Genomic DNA, 16,945 nt, shown 5'->3' with positions numbered 1-16,945 from the left:
TCGTGAATCCCTTGACTCCTGGCGGGCGTTGGACGGGGTGGACGTCGATGCCGAGGCGGGCGCCGTGGTCGATGGCGGTGGTGCGGTAACCGGCGTCCGCCCAGGCTTTCCTGACGCTGGGGTGGGTGGCGGCGATGCGGGACAGCAGGGTCACGCCGGCCGCGGTGTCAGTGATAGGTCGATGCGCAAGCAGCCGATGAGCGGGGGAGGTTGTCCGGTCAGCCCAGCGATGCGCTCGCCGCACGCAGCTCGTCCAGGGCCGCCAGGATGTACCCGGCGAGCTCGTCCTTGCCATCACGGTCGCCCTCGGACCATTCGGCGAACCCCCGTTTGAAGGCGAGGAGGCCCAGCTCACTCGCGAGAGCCGCAGTCGGATCGGGCACACCGCGGGCGACCAGGGCGGTTGTCACCGCGTCCGCGAGGCTGACGCTCTTGAGAGCGTCACGCTCTTGAAGTTCGGCGCTGGCGGCAACGGCCGCCTTCAGGCGAGGAGCGAGTTCCCGACTCGTGGGGCCCATCGCGCTCGAGGCGCGCTCGAGGCCGGCAGCGACCGCCTCGAGCGGGCTGGCGTTACCGGGCGCCTCGGCGATCCCCTCGGCCAGCAGCCGGCTCAGCGTCTCCTGCCCGGCCACCAGCAGCTCGCGCTTATCGGGGAAGTGCCGGAAGAAAGTGCTTTTGGTGACTCCGGCACGCTCGGCGATCTGCGCGACCGTCGTGGCGTCGTACCCCTGCTCGGTGAACAGGTCGACGGCAGCCACGACGAGACGTTCGCGCGCCCCTGGTTCCCATCTACCCATGGGCCCATCCTACGTGATGGGACTCTTGTCCCGTCATCCTGCTACAGTGACGGGACAAGAGTCCCATCACTTTCGGGAGAGTTCCATGCGCGTCTTTGTCACCGGTGGCACCGGTCTCATCGGTTCCGCCGTCGTCGCCGAACTGCTCGGCAACGACCACACCGTCCTCGCCCTGGCCCGCTCCGACGCGTCCGCACTGGCCGCCGAGGCAGCCGGCGCCGAGCCGCTCCGGGGAGGCCTCACCGATCTGGACATCCTTCGGGTCGGCGTCGCTCAGGCCGACGGGGTGATCCACCTGGCGTTCGGCAACGACTTCAGCAGCCCCGACGCCCTGGCAAAGGCGGTCGCCGAGGAAAGTGCCGCCCTCGCGACCCTCGGCGAGGAACTCGTCGGCAGCGACCGCCCCTTCGTCACCGTCTCGGGTACGCCCGATGTGACGGGCCGCGTCTCCACCGAGGCCGACCCGGTGTCGACCGACGGGCCGGTCGGTGGTCGCGGTCGCGCGGTCACGGCGGTCCTGGACTTGGCCTCGCGCGGGGTCCGGAGCACGGCCGTACGCTTGCCGCGCACGGTTCACAACCAGGGCACGGGCGGGTTCGCCGGTTTGCTGACCAACATCGCACGCCAGACCGGAGTGTCCGGCTACCCGGGCGACGGCGCACAGCGTTGGCCGGCCGTGCACGCGCTCGACGCGGCAGTCCTCTTCCGGCTCGCCCTGGAGCAGGCGGAAGCCGGTACCGCCTGGCACGCCGTGGACGATGAGGGAGACAGGGTGCGTGACATCGCTGCGGTCATCGGCCGACGGCTGGGCCTGCCGGTCGAGTCGGTGCCATCGGAGACCTACGGCCCTCTCGGCCCGATCTTCGCGACCGACCAGCCCTCGTCCAGCGCCCACACCCGGCAGGCTCTCGGCTGGGAGCCGAAGCACCCGCGCCTTCTGCAGGACCTGGAGAACATCCAGCCCTAATGGCAGCCGTCCCCGCACTGTCGACATACCGGTGCCGAAAGTGGATTTCCACTGGAAACACACGTTATGCGGCAATTCATGTATACAAACAACAGGAGATCCCGTCATGGTGGTAGTTGTCTTCGGCGCTCGCGGAAACGTGGGCCGACACGTGGCTGACGGCCTGCTGGCCGCCGGCGAACACGTCAGAGCAGTCAGCAGAACCCCAGCCGCAGGCCGGACGCCCGGGTTGGAAGCTGTCGCCGCCGACCTGGAGCGTCCCGAGACGCTGCCCGCAGCGCTCAACGGTGCCGACAAGCTGTTCCTCTACGGAATGCTCAACCCCCAGAAGCCCTACGACATCGAGAAGGTCGCCGCGACGGCCGCAGCCGCGGGGATCCGGCAGGTCGTTCTGCTTTCGTCGGTGTCGGTCCTGGACCCCGATGCCGACCACCCGGTCCCCCTCCTGAATCGCACGATCGAGCAGGCCATCCAACGGTCCGGTATGGACTGGACGTTCCTCAGGCCGGGGACATTCGCCACCAACACCCGCACCTGGTGGGCCGAATCAATCCGCACCGACAACGTTGTCCGTCTTCCCTATCCGCTCGCACAGTCGGCGCCGGTACACGAGAAGGACATCGCGGCGCTTGCGGTCACCGCCCTGACCGAACCGGGCCACTCGCACCAGACCTACACCATCTACGGGGCCGAGTCCCTGACCCTGCAACGCCAGGTCGAGCACATCGGCGAGGCCATCGACCGCCCCATCCGGATTGAACACATCTCCGACAAGCAGGCTCGCGCGGAAGTCGGCAGAACAATGCATCCGATCGTGGCCGAGGCGATCGTGAGCCAGTGGGCCGCCGCCAACGGCGTCCCGGCCCTGACCTCCGCCATCGTCGAAAAAATCACCAGCGCGCCAGCACACACCTACGCCCAATGGGCCGTCGACCACGCCAACGACTTCCACGGCTCTCGGCCAGGCCTCCAACCTCACGACATCGAGCGGTGACAAATCCCTAACAACCCCATAAAGACCGCTCAAGACCTGAAAGGCGCATAGCCGAACTTATTTCCCTCTTACTGAGCGTTTGGTCCGTTGGTTCGTGTTTGGTCCCGGGTTAGGTTCCGCGCCAGTTCGGGGTGGCTTCGCCGGTGAGTCTGCGGGCCATGAGGTCGATCATTGCGAGGTGGATCATGGCTTCGGAGCGGTGCGGGTGCCTCTCGTAGTCGCGGGCGAGGCGGCGGTGGTGCATGAGCCAGCCGATGCTCCGTTCGATCGTCCAGCGTCTGGGGTGATCGTGAATCCCTTGACTCCTGGCGGGCGTTGGACGGGGTGGACGTCGATGCCGAGGCGGGCGCCGTGGTCGATGGCGGTGGTGCGGTAACCGGCGTCCACCCAGGCTTTCCTGACGCTGGGGTGGGTGGCGGCGATGCGGGACAGCAGGGTCACGCCGGCCGCGGTGTCGGAGACGCTGGCGGCGGTGACCAGCACGGTCAGCAGCAGGCCGAGGGTGTCGTAGCCCAGGTGGCGCTTGCGGCCGATGATGCGCTTTCCGGCGTCGGTGCCCTGGTCGGCGAGGTGCACGTTGGCGGAGGTCTTGATGGTCTGGGAGTCCAGTACGCAGGCGGACGGCTCGGCACCTCGGCCCTCGACCTCGCGGACCATGCGCCGCAGCAGCCCGGTGAGCTGCTCGAAGACTCCGTCTTGTTGCCACTTGGCGAAGTAGCCGTAGATCGTGGCCCACGGGGCGAAGTCGTGTGGCAGGTAGCGCCAGGGAATCCCGGTGCGGTCCACGTACAGGATCGCGTTCATGATCTGCCGCAGGTCGTGTTCGGGTGGGCGGCCGATGTCCAGGGCGTCCCGGCGGCGCCGGGCCCGCCAGGCGGTGAGGACGGGTTCGATCAGCTCCCAGCGCTCGTCAGACAGATCGCTGGGGTAACCGTCGCGCGGGGTCATGTTTCCGATGTACCGCACGGCGAGCGGACCGGCCAGGGGTCAAAGGCCCAGGAGCATGGCCGAGTTGGGATGAGACAGGAGATGCCGGAACGAAACAATCCTCTTCCGGCACACCGCAAACCAGCTACCCACCGGCTCCTCCCGCCTCAACACACCGCGACCACCAAATCGCAACACATCGGAGTGAAACAGTGCCAAACGCTCAGTAAGGGAGTGTTTGAGAACCGAGCAGATTCACTGGCCCCAGTACCGGGAATTCGAGCCTGAGCACGGTAGGTGTCGTTCTTTGCACGACTACTGTCGTGATCCGTGTCGGGCCTCCTGGTGCAGGCTCTCTTGGCTTGGCCTCCATCGGCTCCGAGAAGCGGCGTTGTCAGTGGGCTATGCCAGGGTGTGCATCGTGGACGAATTGGTGGAGCGTGTCGATGATCAGGATCGTGTCCTGGGGGTGGTGGTCAGCCGGCGGCAGGCAGTTCGGGAAGGCTGGCTGCACCGGGTCGCCGTGACGGTGTGTCGTGATGAGGGCGGGCGGATCGTCGTTCACCGGCGGTCGGAGCAACTGTCGCGCTTCCCCGGGCTCTACGAGGTCGGGGTCGGTGGCGCCGTGGGTGTCGGTGAGTCCTATGAACAGGCCGCCGCGCGGGAGTTGGCCGAAGAGCTGGGCGTTCGTGTGCTGCCACGCTTGCTGTTCACGTTCCTCAACCGCAACGGGTTGAGCCCTCACTGGCTCGGCGTGCACGAGGTCGTGATGCGGGACGCCGTGGCCGCCGATCCTGATGAAGTCGCCTGGCATGGCTGGCTGACCCAGCCGGAGTTGCAGTCGGCCCTGCTGGAGTGGCGCTTTACTCCCGACAGCCACGAAACCTTCAGCCGGTATCTCGCGTTCCGGCTCGGTCTCAGAAATGCAAGATCGTGAGCCAGGCGATGCCTAACTATCTGTCTTTGAGTTGGCACGACAAACCCCATGGATGATGAGGGAGTTGTCCAAGCCCTTGCTCTCCGGGGGCAACTGGTCTTCCTGGGCCAGTCAGCTCGGGACCCCTTGCGCGTGAGTCGCCGCGGCATGAGGGTGATGAGCGCCCAGGTCAGGTGTGCTTCCGAATGTTGAGGAAGGCGCTCGTAGTCCCTGACATTGTGTCATTGCGGCGGGATTTCATATCCAGCCCGGGGTCCGTTCAACTTTCCAGCAGCGGGGCAGGACGACGAATCCCTTCGCTCCGTGCGGTCGGGAGACGGTCTTGAGAGTCATGTGCAGGAAGTCGTCGGACCAGGCGGTGAGCTGGCCCGCGTAGGCGGAGTCGGCCGAGATGTGGGTGATCTGCGGCTGCATGACGCGCAGACGCCAGAGGAGTTCGCGGGCCGCATCGCGATCGAGGGTGTCGGCGGGCGTCACCGTGATCATCACGGGCAGACGCTTCGTTCGACCGGGACTCGCGCCGCTGACAGCGCCCGGCGGGCGAGATCCACAGCAGCTTCCCCGCGGCGTCGGCAACGACCTGCACATTCGCGCCGTGGCGGCGGTTCTTCTGGGAGAAGTCGGCCCGGCTGTCGCCGACCCGGTCGCACTCGGCGAGCGTTCCGTCGAGCAGGGCGTGCTCGGGATCGGGCTCCCGCAGGACCCGACGTAGGGGCGTGACCCAGATGCGCCAGAAACCCGCCACGGGATGATCTTGAAGGGTTGAGCGCATCGGGCCCGTCACCCGTTCGGCTCAGCGTCGTTGGTGGTGACGTTGGATGTCGTCCGGGGCGGGGTGAGCTGGGACCTCGATCGAGAGGACCGCGTATCCGCGGTTCAAGCGGCTGATCACCGCGCACGAGCTGCACTTTTTCTTCGCGCCCAGCCGTGAGGAAGTCGAGTGGGCCACCGCCCGTACCGACTGCGACGAACACCTGCTGGCGCAGTTGCTCGTGCTGAAGTCATACCAGCGCATGGGGTGTTTCCCGAAACTGGACGAGGTCCCGGACATGGTCGTCGATTTCGTGCGTCGCGCGGCGGACCTGCCGGAGGGCACGGTGCCGAGGGCCGCGAACCGTACGGCGGAGCGGCAGCGCACCGCCGTACGGCAGCGGACGGGCCTGTCGTACGACAAGGCGAAGGCCCGGAAGATCGCCGAGGCGGTGATACGGAGCGAGGCGGTGTCGAAGAACCGTCCGGCGGACCTGATCAACATCGCGCTGGAGAAGGTCGTGGAGGCCGGGCTGGAGCTGCCGGGCTTCACCAAGCTGGACGCGCTCGCGGCGAAGGTCCGCACCGAGGTGAACGCCTCTATATGCGCGGGCATTTGCGAGCAGCTCAGCGAGGCCCACCGGGAGCGGCTGCTGGCGTTGCTGTCGGAGAAGGACAGCTCGGGTACCACGAAGTGCAACCGGCTGAAGCAGTCGGCGAAGGCCCCGACCTGGTCGCACTTCCGTGCCCAGGCCGAGCACCTGGGGTGGGTGGACGGGCTGGGCGAGACCGGGGCGTAGCTGTCCGGCGTGGCCTCAGGGAAGATCACGGACTTCGCCGGGGAGGCGGACGCCGCGGACGCGCCGGGGCTGCGGGACTACGGCCTGGTCAAGCGGCTCGCGCTGCTGGTGTGTCTCGTGCACAAGGCGCGGATGCGGGCCCGGGACGAGCTGGCGACGATGTTCTGCAAGCGGGTCGCGTTGCAGGTCAAGCGGGCCAAGGCGGAGCTGGAGAGCATCCGCGAGCGGCAGCAGGCCATCGTCGAGGCGTTGATCGGGAACTATCGCACGGTGCTCCAGCACATCGACGCTGACGGCCCCGTCCAGGCCGCGCGGGAGAAGGTGGCCGCGTTGACGGCGGAGATCCTGGGGGTGCTCACCGAGCTCGACCAGGACGCGGAGGCCGGCGCTGTGGCCACGCGGCTCGGCGACCAGCTCGCGCCCGCCCTGCACACGATGGCGAAGGCCCTGCGGGTGCAGGCCGGCGCCCTGGGGACCGCGGCGGTGGCGGTGGACGGTTTCGGCGGTTTCGAGCAGCAGTACGAGCAGATCGAGAAGGCCGCCGCCCATCACGGCAACTACTGGGAGGTGCTGCTGTACGGGACCTGCTCAAGGATCGCTTCACGATGTGCGACCTGACCAGCCGTCTGGAGCTGACCGCCACCTCGGAGGACAACCGGGTCCTGGGCGCGTCGCGCACGCCCGCCGCCACAAGCACCTGCGCGACTACATCCCGGGACGGTATGAGGACGGCCGCCCGGTCGACATCTCGTTCGCCACACTGAACTGGCAGAAGGCCGTCCGCGACAAGAACCGGCTCGGCGCCTTCGTCCGCAAGCAGGGCCCACATCTCGCCGTACCTGACCGAGCACATCCGCCGCTTCGGCGAATACTCCACCTACGAACTCGGCATCCACCCCGAGGCGTACGACCCGCACCTGGACGTCGACTTCAGCCCGCTGCGCGGCGACGACCCCGGCACGGACGAATACGGCCAAGCGGCCTGACTCCGCCCCTGCCCGGGGCCCACAGCCTGCCCTAAAACGTAGGACAGCTTCTCAGCTTGTGCTTTGACCTCCGTCAGCGCCGTGAGTGCCGGGCCGTTGGATCTACTCCATCTGGCTGAACCAGTGGCTGTTTGCTCTGGTTGGCGCCGCCCCTGACGCCTTGCCGGTAACCCGGGGGACGGACAGGACCATCCCCTGGGCGCGGGCTTCCCAGGGGGCACGGACAGTCAGCGGAACAGGCGGAAGAACCCGCGCACCTGCTTGACCAGCGACTCCGGCTGCTCCAGTGCGGCGAAGTGGCCACCATGCGGCAGCTCCTCGAACCAGCGCAGGTCGGTGAACCGCAGCTCGGCCTCCCGCCTCGACGGGCGGGTTATGTCGCACGGGTAGACCGACAGCCCGGATGGCGCGGTCACCTTGTCTCGGAAGTTGGCGAAGCTCTCCCAGTACAGGCGCGCCGACGACGTGGCCGACGCGGTGAACCAATAGACCGAGATCTCGTCGAGGATCGTCTGTCGCGACAACGCGTCCTCGGGATGGCCGTCGTTGTCCGTCCACGCCCAGAACTTCTCGGCGATCCAGGCGGCCTGCCCCGCCGGGGAGTCGGTGAGGCCGTAGCCGAGCGTCTGCGGCCGGGTCGCCTGGATCGCCGAGTACCCCCGGCCGGTGCGCTGCATCTCCTTCTCGGCATCGAGATTCGCCAGCTCCGCGGGCGTCGGGTCGTCGAACGTGCCCGCCGCCACGGACCCCAGGTTGAGGTGCACGCCGGCGACCCGCTCGGGCGCCACCTCGCCCAGCACCGCAGACACTGCCGAACCCCAGTCACCGCCCTGCGCGCCGTACCGTTCGTAACCCAGCGAGACCATCAACGTGTCCCAGGCGCGCGCGGTGCGAGTGATGCCCCACCCGGTAGTCGACGGCTTGCCACTCCAGCCGTACCCGGGCAACGACGGCGCGACCACGTGGAACGCGTCCGCCGGGTCACCGCCGTGCGCGCGCGGGTCGGTGAGCGGGCCGAGGACCTCCAGGAACTCGAGCACCGAACCCGGCCACCCGTGTGTGAGCACGAGCGGGAACGCGTCCGGCTCCGGCGAGCGGACGTGCAGGAAGTGGATGCCAAGGCCGTCGATTGTGTCGCGGTACTGCGGGAACACGTTCAGGCGCTCGGCGAACCCGAAGTCGTAGTCCTCGGCCCAGCTGCGGCAAAGCTCCTGCGCGTACGCCAGCGGCAAACCCTGTGACCAGTCGTCCACCGGCTCGCGCTCGGGCCACCGTGTACGTCGCAATCGTTCACGCAGGTCCGCGATCTCGGCTTCGGTGATGCTGACCTCGAATGGCTCGGCGGACATGGCAAGGCTCCTTACTGGTCAAGGCGTCAAAGGCGTTATCGGATCAGGTGCAGGTGGACCGTCATCGCGGGCTCCCACGCGTGGCGTCGGGTTGGGGGCGGCGGTCGGCGGCAGGGCGCCGGGTCAGGCTGAGGACGAGTCCGGCCAGGGGGAGTGCCGCGAGCGCGGCGAGGGCCACCGGCACCGGCACGATGCCGGACAGACCCGCGACAGCGGCCGGACCGACCCCGCCACCCAGGGCGTTCATGAAGTTGAGCAGGCTCTGTGCGGTGTCGCGGTCGGCCGCGGCGACCAGGTCCGGCGCGAGGCTCACCAGTACGGCTTGGGCGCCGGCGAACCCGCACACCGTCAACGCCGTGCCGACGACAACGGGGATCGGCCCGGTGAAGATCGCGACCACGAGCACGCCGACGACGGTGAGTGCCGCTAGCCCGGCCGACACCTGCCAGCCGGTGAACCGGTCGGTCAAGGTGCCGACCAGCCGCCCGGCCAGCACCGAGCAGGCGGCGGCCGGGACCAGGAGTACGCCGGCTTCCAGGGGGCCACCGCCCGTGGCCTGCTCGATCAGGGACGGGGCGCGGAACAGCACCCCGTAGTAGCCGGCGAAGACGGTCCCGCCGATGAGCCCGGCCGCGAGGAAGCCGCGGGATGCGATCACCCGCCGAGGCACGAACCCGTCGGGCGTGCTTCGCACGCGCCACCACAGTCCCACGGCGGCGAGCGCCCCGGCGGCAGCCACGACGAGGGTGACCGGAGCGGGCAGGCCGACCGAGTGTGCCTGCAGCAACGTGATCAAGGAGCCAGCGAGTACCGACAGCACGGCCGCGCCGACGATATCGAGTCGCCCGGTCGAGCCGTTTCGCTCACCGCTACCGCTACCGCTACCGCTACCGCTACCGCTACCGCTACCGCTACCGCTGCGCGTCAGCACGCGCCTACTCGGCAATGCGGCCAGCAGGAGGGGCAGCGCGAGGACCGGGATCGCGAGCACGGCACGCCACCCGAGCCATGTGGTCACCGCCCCGCCCAACAGCGTCCCGCACCCCGACGCCGTCGCGCTGGCGGCCGCGATGATTCCCAGGGCGCGGATCCGTTGCCGCCGGGGAAGGGCGGTGGCCGCGGCAAAGACGGCGATCACGGTCGCGCCCGCCCCGGCGCCGCCGATCAGCCGGCCGACGATCACGACGGACAGTGTCGGCCCGGCTCCGGCGAGCGCGGAACCCGCGGCGAGCGTCACGACCCCGGCGACGAGGACTTGGAAGGGGCTCCAGCGGACCAGCAGCCGACCCGCGACCGGCATCGCGAGCGCGGAGGTCAGCGACCATGCGGCGAGAATCCATGCGGTGGCCCCGAAGGGCACCGCAAGTGCGCGGCCGATGGCTGGCAGGGCCACCGACGGCGCTCCCAGTGCCACGTACATCGGCAGCACCAGCATCCCCAAAGTCAGCCCCAGTCGACGCCCGTCCGGGGCGTCGGTTCGCTCTGGTGCCGGGGCCCTTCCAGACGGGATCGTCGGCGGCGTCGTCCTCTGCCGGGTATGTTGTGACATGCTAAAGCTCCTTTGAGTGTAACGTTACGGAGTAGTGAGGAGACACGTCAAATGCGGGATGCGTATTACAGCCCATTGGTGGTCCAGGCGGCCGTCGACCTGGCCAACACCTTGAGGCCGATCAAGGGAGAGGACGCGCTCGAGACCGTGGAGCAGCTCCGGGACTTCCTTGACGACCATCCCGCGGCTGAGCCTCCGAGTTCGGCCGCGAACCAAGGGGCCGGTCCGCGGCATCTCACCCGCGCCGACCTGGCGGAAGTCCGCGCGTTGCGCGAGACGGTGCGTGAGGTGCTCGAACGGGCGAACGTGGACGCGGTCGAAGCTGCGGCTCTGATCAACGACGGTCTGCGTGGCAGCCGCGCCACCCCGGTACTGCGCCACGAGGACGACCGCTGGTGGACCGAGGTGACCTCCGACACCGACCGCTGCTCGGCGCACCTTGCCGCGTCTACGCTCAGCGCACTGGCCTCCGTGATCGCCACGCTCGGTCCCGCTCGTCTCGGCGTATGTGCCGGGCCGACCTGCCGGGCCACTTTCGTGGACCTCTCGCGCAACGGCTCGAAGCAGTACTGCACCCGAACCTGCGCACACCGGGCCAGCGTCGCGGCCTACCGGAGCCGGCGCAGCCCGCGTTGAGCGCCGGCACCTGACCCTGCCAGGCCGGCTCCGGGGTTTCGTCCGAGCCCGCCTTCGATGAACTCGTTCGGGCCTCCGAGGGCGTTCCTCGCGATGCAATCCACATCGCCGCGAAAGCCGCAATGCAGGCCCGAGACCGCAAGATCTCCGTTCCGATCGTCCAGGACGCAGCGCGAGCCTGGTATCAGTCCGACAAGGCGCGTGCTCTCCGCGCGTATCCCGAGCCGGACCGACTGACGTCTGGGTGATCGACTACGGTGCCTACGTCGATCTGCTCCACACCAACTACGCTCCCCAAGGTCTCTTGCCCTTCAAAGGCGACGACGGCAAGGAGCAACACATCGGGCTCGACGTTTCGGTCCGAGACCTTCGCGCGATTCGACGGGCAATTCTCGACCTCGACGTCCAAGCAACGGCGGATCTCAAGCAAGGTTGAGCCGAGCCAAGGGGGGCTGGTGCCGGAAGCAGGCCCTGGACACCCATGCAACACAGGCCGGACTTGACACGGAATCCGGGTGGCCCAAGCCTCGGGGCCGGGATGCGGACCGCTGGACGTGCTCCCCGGCTGTGCCTGGAACTGGGCCTGATGGGGGAGGCCTATGAGCGGGCGGCGGATCCCGGTGGCGAGAGCATCGGGACCAGGAACTGCCGCGCCACCCTGCGCACTTGCTCCTCGTCGTCCAGGTCGATGACCTGGCTCGGGATGACCAGGAAGGACGTGGAGACCCGGACCATCATCTCCGCCACGAGGTCCACGTCCACCTCGCCGGATACGTTGCCCGCGCGCTGCTCCTGGCGGAGCCGGCCCGCGAGGAACTGCCGCACGGCGGCCAGCGTACGGCCCCCGTCGCTGGTCATGGACGGCGCGACGGCGTCAGGTTCCGCGGCGAGCAGGCCGCCGATGAGCGGGTTGGCGCGGATGGCCCGCATTGAGCTCACGAACCCCAGGACGACCCGGTCCGCGACGGTCCCCGCGTCCTTGATCTCGATGATGAACCGGTCGAAGTAGCGGCGGAACTCACGCCGTACGACCTGCTCGACCAGCGCCTCCTTCGAAGCGAACCGGCGGTAGACCGTGATCCGGGAGAGCCCGGCAAGGCGTGCCACATCCGCCATGGTGGCCCGCTTGATGCCCATGCGGCAGAACAGCCCGTACGCGGCATCGAGCAGGCGCGTGGTGATCTCGTCGTCCTGCTCGACACCTCGGATGCCTCCGACGCCTTCGTGCCCTTCGACGGCCTCGGTGAAGGCGAGCTCCAGCAGTGACTGGGGTACCGAGGGATTCATGAGGACCTCGCCTGATTCTGTGGAGCCTCTGGCGTTCATGGTTCCGTTGTGCTCCTCTGGGGATACACAGATACTCGATGTGTTTCACAGTACCAGCCGGGGACTTCAGGGCTCTAGAAGGAGTTCGGAGCAAATGGACCGACTCAGCAGGCGCAACGTACTGATGGCGGGTGGAGCGGTGGGTGCGCTCGGCGCACTGGGCGCCGCGGCACCCGCACAGGCGCACACACCGTGGACGTGGTCACCCAAGGGCTCGGTGGCGGGCACCGGAGCGGGGGAGGACCCGCGGTGGGTGTGGGACCCGGAGGCCGACCCGCTGGTCGCCTCCCTGCTCGACCGGGGCGATGTCCCCAAGGTCAACGAGCTCTTACGCACCTGGACGAAGAACGGCCAGCCGCTGCCGGCCGGACTCCCCACGGAATTACGGGACTTCATGGAGGAGGCCCGCCGACTGCCCCCGTGGGCCGACCAGGGCAAGCTGGCCACGGCGGTCGAGTTCAACGAGAAGCGCGGGCTCTATCTCGGTGTGCTGTACGGCCTGGCCAGCGGCATGATGAGCACGGTCATCCCGAAGGAGGCGCGCGCGGTCTACTACTCCAAGGGCGGCGCGGACATGAAGGACCGCATCTCCAAGACCGCCAAACTCGGGTACGACATCGGTTCCCGCAACGCCTATCAGCCCGACGGCGAAATGATCGTGACCTGCGTCAAGACCCGCCTCGTGCACGCGGCGGTGCGCCACTTGCTGCCGCAGTCCCCGCACTGGCCGGACGTCGCCGACGAGGAAATCCCGATCAGCCAGCGGGACATGATGGTCACATGGCACAGCCTGCCCACGACCGTCATGCAGAAGCTGACGGCGTGGAAGGTGCCGGTCCCCGCCGCCGAGTCCGCTGCCTTTCTGCACTCCTGGCAGCTGGGCGCGCACCTGCTCGGCATCAAGAACGAGTACATCCCCGCGTCATGGGACGAAGCCAACTCCCAGGCGGAGCAGATCCTTGACCCGGTTCTCGCGCCGACCCCTGAGGGCATCAAGCTGGCCGACATCCTCCTCAACCTCGGCTCCGAGGTCGACGGCGGCATCGTCAGCAAGCACATACTCGGAGCCTTCACGCGCTTCCTGCTCGGTGACCGGATCGCCGAGTGGCTGGAGATCCCCCGAGAGATCATTTGGGACTCGCTGCTCAAGACGGCCTGGGGGCCCTTCATCGCCGTACGCGAAGGTCTGCTGCCCCTCCCGCAGGCGCCGAAGGCGTACTGGACCTTCGATGAGTTCCTGCGGAAGGCGGCCCTGCTCTTCCTGTCCGAGGCGCGGCCGATCAGCATCGAGATCCCGCAGGGCAACCGCCCGTCCTGAGCAGGACCGCGGGCACCAGAACTCAAGGAGGGGAGTGCAGGACATGGCGGAGCTCAGCAGGCGCAAGATGTTGGCCTCAGGTGGGGCCTTGGGAGCGCTCGGGGCGCTCGGCATGGCGACCCCGGCGCAGGGACGTACCCCGATGAACTGGACCTGGCCGCCCAGTGGTTCGGTCGCGGGTGCCGGCGACGGCTCCGATCCACGGTGGGTGTGGGACGAGGAGGCCGATCCGCTGCTCGCCTCGTTGCTCGACCGTGGCGCCGTGCCCGAGGTCAACCGCCTGCTCTGGGACTGGAATCGCAACGACCAGCCGCTGCCTGACGGTCTGCCAAAGGATTTGCGGACGTTCATGGAGCAGGCGCGCCGACTGCCGTCGTGGGCGGACAAGGGCAAGTTGGAGGCCGCCGCCGAGTTCAACAAGTCGCGGGGGCTGTACCTCAATCTGCTCAATGGTGTGGGCGGCGGCATGCTCAGCACCGCCATACCCAAGGAGGCGCGCGCGGTCTACTACTCCAAGGGCGGCGCCGACATGGAGGACCGCGTCGCCAAGACCAGCATCCTGGGATTCGCCGTCGGAGCCCTCAACGCGTACCGGCCGGATGGCAATTGCATCGTCAACGCGGTGAAGACCCGCCTGGTGCACGCGGCGGTACGGCACCTGCTCCAGCAGTCTCCCCACGGGGGCGACTCCATTCCGATCAGCCAGAACGACATGCTGGTCACCTGGCATACCTTGCCGACCTTCGCCATGCGCAAGCTGCGCGAATGGAAGGTCCCGCTCACCGGGGCCGAGGCCGAGGCGTATCTGCACGTATGGCAGGTGACCGCGCACCTGCTCGGAATCAAGGACGAATACGTTCCCGCCACTTGGGACGCGGCCAACGCCCAGTCGGACCAGATCATGCCGTCGTCCATGGGGCCGACCCGCGAGGGCGTCGAACTGACCGACATCCTGCTCGGTCAGCTCGCCGAGCAGACAAGTCCCGGCAGTATCAGCCGCCCGCTGTGCAACGCGCTCGCACGCTACCTGGTCGGCGACGAGGTGGCCGACTGGGACGAGATCCCGCGTGAGCCGGTCTGGGGCCCGGCGATGAAGATCGCGTGGCCGGCCCTGGTGAAGTTCCGCGAGGGACTGATTCCCCGGCCGCTGGTGCCTGAGGCCGCCTGGGCCATCGACGAGGCTGCCCGGCAGTACATCTTGTTCTATCTCACCAAGGGCAAGGAGACGAAGATCGATATCCCCGTCATCAACCGCCCTGAGCGAGCGGGACGCTGACGCGATGGCTGAGGCACTCGGACGGCGACGGTTCCTCGGATATGTCCTCGCGGCTCCGACCCTGGTGGCCGCGGCCGAACTCGGCCCGGCCCCGGCGGCCGACGCCGCTTCCGACCTCGCTTCCGGATTCGCTTCCGACGCGGGGCTGCCCTCGCCGGACGTCACGCAACTGCTTGACCTCAGCGACATGATGACCGCGGCGGCGCTGCCGACGTCCGGTCTGATCACGGTCGAGGTCCACCAGGACGGCACGGTGTCGTTCGCGTTGCCGCGGGCCGAGGTGGGGCAGGGCATCACCACCTCGACGGCCATGCTCATCGCAGAGGAAATGTCCGTACCGCTGGAACGGGTGCGGGTCACACTGGCCGACGCCCGCCCGGAGCTGGTCTTCAACCAGCTGACCGGCGGATCGAACACGACCATCGCGACCTACGTCCCGATCCGCGTCGCCGCGGCCATCGCCCGACGGCGGTTGCTGGAGGCGGCGGCCATCCAACTCGGCGCGGCGGAAGCCGACATGACGCTCAAGGACGGGGTGATCACCGATCGCTCCGGTCGCGGCGTAGACATCGGCGACCTCGCCGAGAAGGCCGCGAGCACACGGACCCGTAAGGTGCCCGTGGAGCTCACGGCGCGCGAGGACTTCACCGTCATCGGCAGACCACACAACCGGGTCGACGCCCTGGCGGCGGTGACCGGGCGCAAGAAGTTCACGATGGACCTCGACGTCCCGGACGCGAAACCGACGATGGTGTGCCGCCCGCCGACCATCAACGGCAAGGTCGGGTCGGTCGCCAACCTCGCCGAGGTCCGCGCCATGGCGGGCGTCACCGATGTCGTGGTGATCTCCACCGGTGTCGCGGTCCGCGCCGAGACCTTCGGCCAGTGCATCGACGCCGTACGTGCGCTGCGCGTGGCCTGGAGACCGGGCAGTGCCGAAGGCAAGTCCGACGGGGCCGTCCTCAAGGAGTTGGCTGCCGCGGAGGTGCCGCTCGGGTTGCCGCCGCTGACCCCGTCCGTGGAAGGCAAGTTCACCTTCCACTTCCGCAGCAACAGCGCCCTGGAGCCCAACTGCGCGGTAGCCGACGTGCGTTCGGACCACGCAGAGATCTGGGCATCGCTGAAATCACCGATCGTCGCCCAGCAGACCATCGCCGGCAAACTCGGGCTGCCGCCGAGCAAGGTCACCGTGCACGTCACCGAAGGTGGTGGTTCCTTCGGCCGCAAGCTGTTCTTCGACGCCGCCCTTGAAGCCGCCGAGGTCTCCCGGAAGACCGGCAAGCCCGTCAAGCTCATGTGGCACCGCGCCGACGACGCCCGGCAGGGCCGCACCCACCCGATGGCCACCTCGCGGGTACGCGTCGCCTACGCAGGCGACACCGTGCTGAGCTACAAGCAGCGGCACACCAGCGTCTCCACGGACCTCGGCCACGGGCTCGGTGAGGTCATCACCGCCATGGCCGCGCGGCTGCCGGTCGGCGACATCGGTTTCTCCGAGACGTTCTTCCAGCTCAGCCAGACGATGTCGTACGACTTCGGCGTCAACTCCCGGCTGCTCAGCGAAACCGACAAGGGCTTCAACACGGGCAGCATGCGCAACGTCTACTCGCCGGATGTGACCTGCGCCCGGGAGCTCATCGTCGACCAGCTGGCCGCGAAGATGGGCAAGGACCCTTACCGGTTCCGTTACGACTTCCTGCGCGACGACCGCTCCCGTGCGGTCCTGAAGAAGGCCGCCGAGGCCGGTGACTGGGGTCGGCCCATGCCGGCCGACACCGCGCAGGGCATCGCTTTCCACGCCGAGTACAAGGCGGCCAGCGCCGCACTCGTGGAGATCGACTGCCGGCCCGGGACCGTCAACCGCCCCATCCGGGACGGCGTGAGCGGGCCACGCGTCACCAAGTTCGTCTTCGTGGTGGACGTCGGTCTTGCCGTCAACCCGCGCGGTCTGGAGGCGCAGATGATGGGCGGGGTCATGGACGGCATCGCGCTGGCCCTGACCTCCAGCCTGCACCTGCGTGACGGGTACTTCCTCGAAGCGAGCTGGGACAACTACTTCTACACCAGGCAGTGGAACACCCCGCCCGAGCTCAAGGTCATTGTCATGCCGAGTACGTCCGAACATCCTGGCGGCGCGGGGGAGTTGGGCGTTGCCGCGTCGACGGCCGCGGTCGCCTGCGCGTACGGCCGCGCGACCGGCGCGATGCCCACCAGCTTCCCCATCAACCACGGCACGCTCTCCTTCACCCCCAAACCCACCGTCCCGCCGATCCCCCCGTCCCCGACCGACGGCCGGGGCCACGCCCGCTGAGTGCCTCGACCCCAAGGAGACC

Annotated in this window: 15 protein-coding genes and 2 pseudogenes; 10 read left to right on the top strand and 7 right to left on the bottom strand. The window is 68.3% G+C overall.

From position 1 onward, the window contains the following. Positions 1-218: 218 nt before the first annotated feature. Positions 219-797 carry a TetR/AcrR family transcriptional regulator gene (locus ACGFX9_RS38275; protein ID WP_393484496.1) on the bottom strand — a complete coding sequence of 193 codons (579 nt, stop codon included), beginning with the start codon at positions 795-797 and terminating at the stop codon, positions 219-221. Between the two features lie 85 nt (positions 798-882). Between ACGFX9_RS38275 and ACGFX9_RS38270 the strand changes: the two genes are divergently transcribed. Both ACGFX9_RS38270 and ACGFX9_RS38265 read left to right on the top strand, forming a co-directional pair. Further along, on the top strand, positions 883-1,764 hold the full coding sequence (locus tag ACGFX9_RS38270) for an SDR family oxidoreductase (RefSeq protein ID WP_393484494.1): 882 nt from the start codon (positions 883-885) through the stop codon (positions 1,762-1,764). Positions 1,765-1,870: 106 nt separating this feature from the next. Then, positions 1,871-2,758: an SDR family oxidoreductase gene (locus ACGFX9_RS38265; RefSeq protein WP_393484492.1), complete on the top strand. Its 888-nt coding sequence runs from the start codon at positions 1,871-1,873 to the stop codon at positions 2,756-2,758. A 109-nt stretch (positions 2,759-2,867) separates the two neighbouring features. Here ACGFX9_RS38265 and ACGFX9_RS38260 read toward each other — a convergent pair. Then, positions 2,868-3,706: pseudogene (locus ACGFX9_RS38260) on the bottom strand (IS5 family transposase). 400 nt (positions 3,707-4,106) lie between these two features. Between ACGFX9_RS38260 and ACGFX9_RS38255 the strand changes: the two are divergent. Continuing rightward, positions 4,107-4,622 (top strand): NUDIX domain-containing protein, encoded by a 516-nt coding sequence (locus ACGFX9_RS38255; RefSeq protein ID WP_393484490.1) that lies wholly within the window; start codon positions 4,107-4,109, stop codon positions 4,620-4,622. Positions 4,623-4,859: 237 nt separating this feature from the next. Here the strand turns inward: ACGFX9_RS38255 and ACGFX9_RS38250 are convergent, their stop codons facing one another. Together ACGFX9_RS38250 and ACGFX9_RS38245 are read right to left on the bottom strand one after the other, a co-directional pair. Beyond that, positions 4,860-5,111 carry a hypothetical protein gene (locus ACGFX9_RS38250; RefSeq protein ID WP_393484502.1) on the bottom strand — a complete coding sequence of 84 codons (252 nt, stop codon included), beginning with the start codon at positions 5,109-5,111 and terminating at the stop codon, positions 4,860-4,862. A gap of 46 nt (positions 5,112-5,157) precedes the next feature. Beyond that, positions 5,158-5,334: pseudogene (locus ACGFX9_RS38245) on the bottom strand (transposase family protein); the annotation flags it as partial. Positions 5,335-5,473: 139 nt separating this feature from the next. On the opposite strand from ACGFX9_RS38245, the gene ACGFX9_RS38240 reads away from it, so the two are divergent. Both ACGFX9_RS38240 and ACGFX9_RS38235 read left to right on the top strand, forming a co-directional pair. After that, positions 5,474-6,172 carry a DUF4158 domain-containing protein gene (locus ACGFX9_RS38240; RefSeq protein ID WP_393484500.1) on the top strand — a complete coding sequence of 233 codons (699 nt, stop codon included), beginning with the start codon at positions 5,474-5,476 and terminating at the stop codon, positions 6,170-6,172. 9 nt (positions 6,173-6,181) lie between these two features. Beyond that, on the top strand, positions 6,182-6,790 hold the full coding sequence (locus ACGFX9_RS38235) for a hypothetical protein (RefSeq protein WP_393484488.1): 609 nt from the start codon (positions 6,182-6,184) through the stop codon (positions 6,788-6,790). Between the two features lie 595 nt (positions 6,791-7,385). Here the strand turns inward: ACGFX9_RS38235 and ACGFX9_RS38230 are convergent. Together ACGFX9_RS38230 and ACGFX9_RS38225 are read right to left on the bottom strand one after the other, a co-directional pair. Beyond that, positions 7,386-8,507: an epoxide hydrolase family protein gene (locus ACGFX9_RS38230; protein ID WP_393484486.1), complete on the bottom strand. Its 1,122-nt coding sequence runs from the start codon at positions 8,505-8,507 to the stop codon at positions 7,386-7,388. 61 nt (positions 8,508-8,568) lie between these two features. Beyond that, a complete protein-coding gene (locus ACGFX9_RS38225) occupies positions 8,569-9,927 on the bottom strand; it encodes an MFS transporter (protein ID WP_393484484.1) in 1,359 nt (452 codons plus the stop codon). Positions 9,928-10,107: 180 nt separating this feature from the next. On the opposite strand from ACGFX9_RS38225, the gene ACGFX9_RS38220 reads away from it, so the two are divergent. Together ACGFX9_RS38220 and ACGFX9_RS38215 are read left to right on the top strand one after the other, a co-directional pair. Then, positions 10,108-10,692, top strand: a complete 585-nt coding sequence (locus ACGFX9_RS38220; RefSeq protein WP_393484482.1) for a CGNR zinc finger domain-containing protein — start codon at positions 10,108-10,110, stop codon at positions 10,690-10,692. Between the two features lie 244 nt (positions 10,693-10,936). After that, positions 10,937-11,128: a hypothetical protein gene (locus ACGFX9_RS38215; protein ID WP_393484480.1), complete on the top strand. Its 192-nt coding sequence runs from the start codon at positions 10,937-10,939 to the stop codon at positions 11,126-11,128. 161 nt (positions 11,129-11,289) lie between these two features. Here ACGFX9_RS38215 and ACGFX9_RS38210 read toward each other — a convergent pair whose 3' ends face one another. Then, positions 11,290-12,018, bottom strand: coding sequence for a TetR/AcrR family transcriptional regulator (locus ACGFX9_RS38210; RefSeq protein WP_393484478.1), 729 nt, complete (start codon positions 12,016-12,018; stop codon positions 11,290-11,292). A 94-nt stretch (positions 12,019-12,112) separates the two neighbouring features. On the opposite strand from ACGFX9_RS38210, the gene ACGFX9_RS38205 reads away from it, so the two are divergent. Genes ACGFX9_RS38205 through ACGFX9_RS38195 form a run of 3 tightly spaced genes read left to right on the top strand, consistent with a single transcriptional unit; the run spans position 12,113 to position 16,923 of the window. Next, a complete protein-coding gene (locus tag ACGFX9_RS38205; protein ID WP_393484476.1) occupies positions 12,113-13,336 on the top strand; it encodes an oxygenase MpaB family protein in 1,224 nt (407 codons plus the stop codon). 43 nt (positions 13,337-13,379) lie between these two features. Beyond that, positions 13,380-14,612: an oxygenase MpaB family protein gene (locus tag ACGFX9_RS38200; RefSeq protein WP_393484474.1), complete on the top strand. Its 1,233-nt coding sequence runs from the start codon at positions 13,380-13,382 to the stop codon at positions 14,610-14,612. A gap of 4 nt (positions 14,613-14,616) precedes the next feature. Next, positions 14,617-16,923, top strand: a complete 2,307-nt coding sequence (locus ACGFX9_RS38195; RefSeq protein ID WP_393484472.1) for a molybdopterin cofactor-binding domain-containing protein — start codon at positions 14,617-14,619, stop codon at positions 16,921-16,923. Positions 16,924-16,945: the final 22 nt, after the last annotated feature.

The organism is Streptomyces sp. NPDC048436 (assembly GCF_043200355.1).
Classification (GTDB): domain Bacteria; phylum Actinomycetota; class Actinomycetes; order Streptomycetales; family Streptomycetaceae; genus Streptomyces.
The sequence above is the reverse complement of the archived record's forward strand: the minus strand, read 5'-3'. Positions and strand labels throughout refer to the sequence as shown.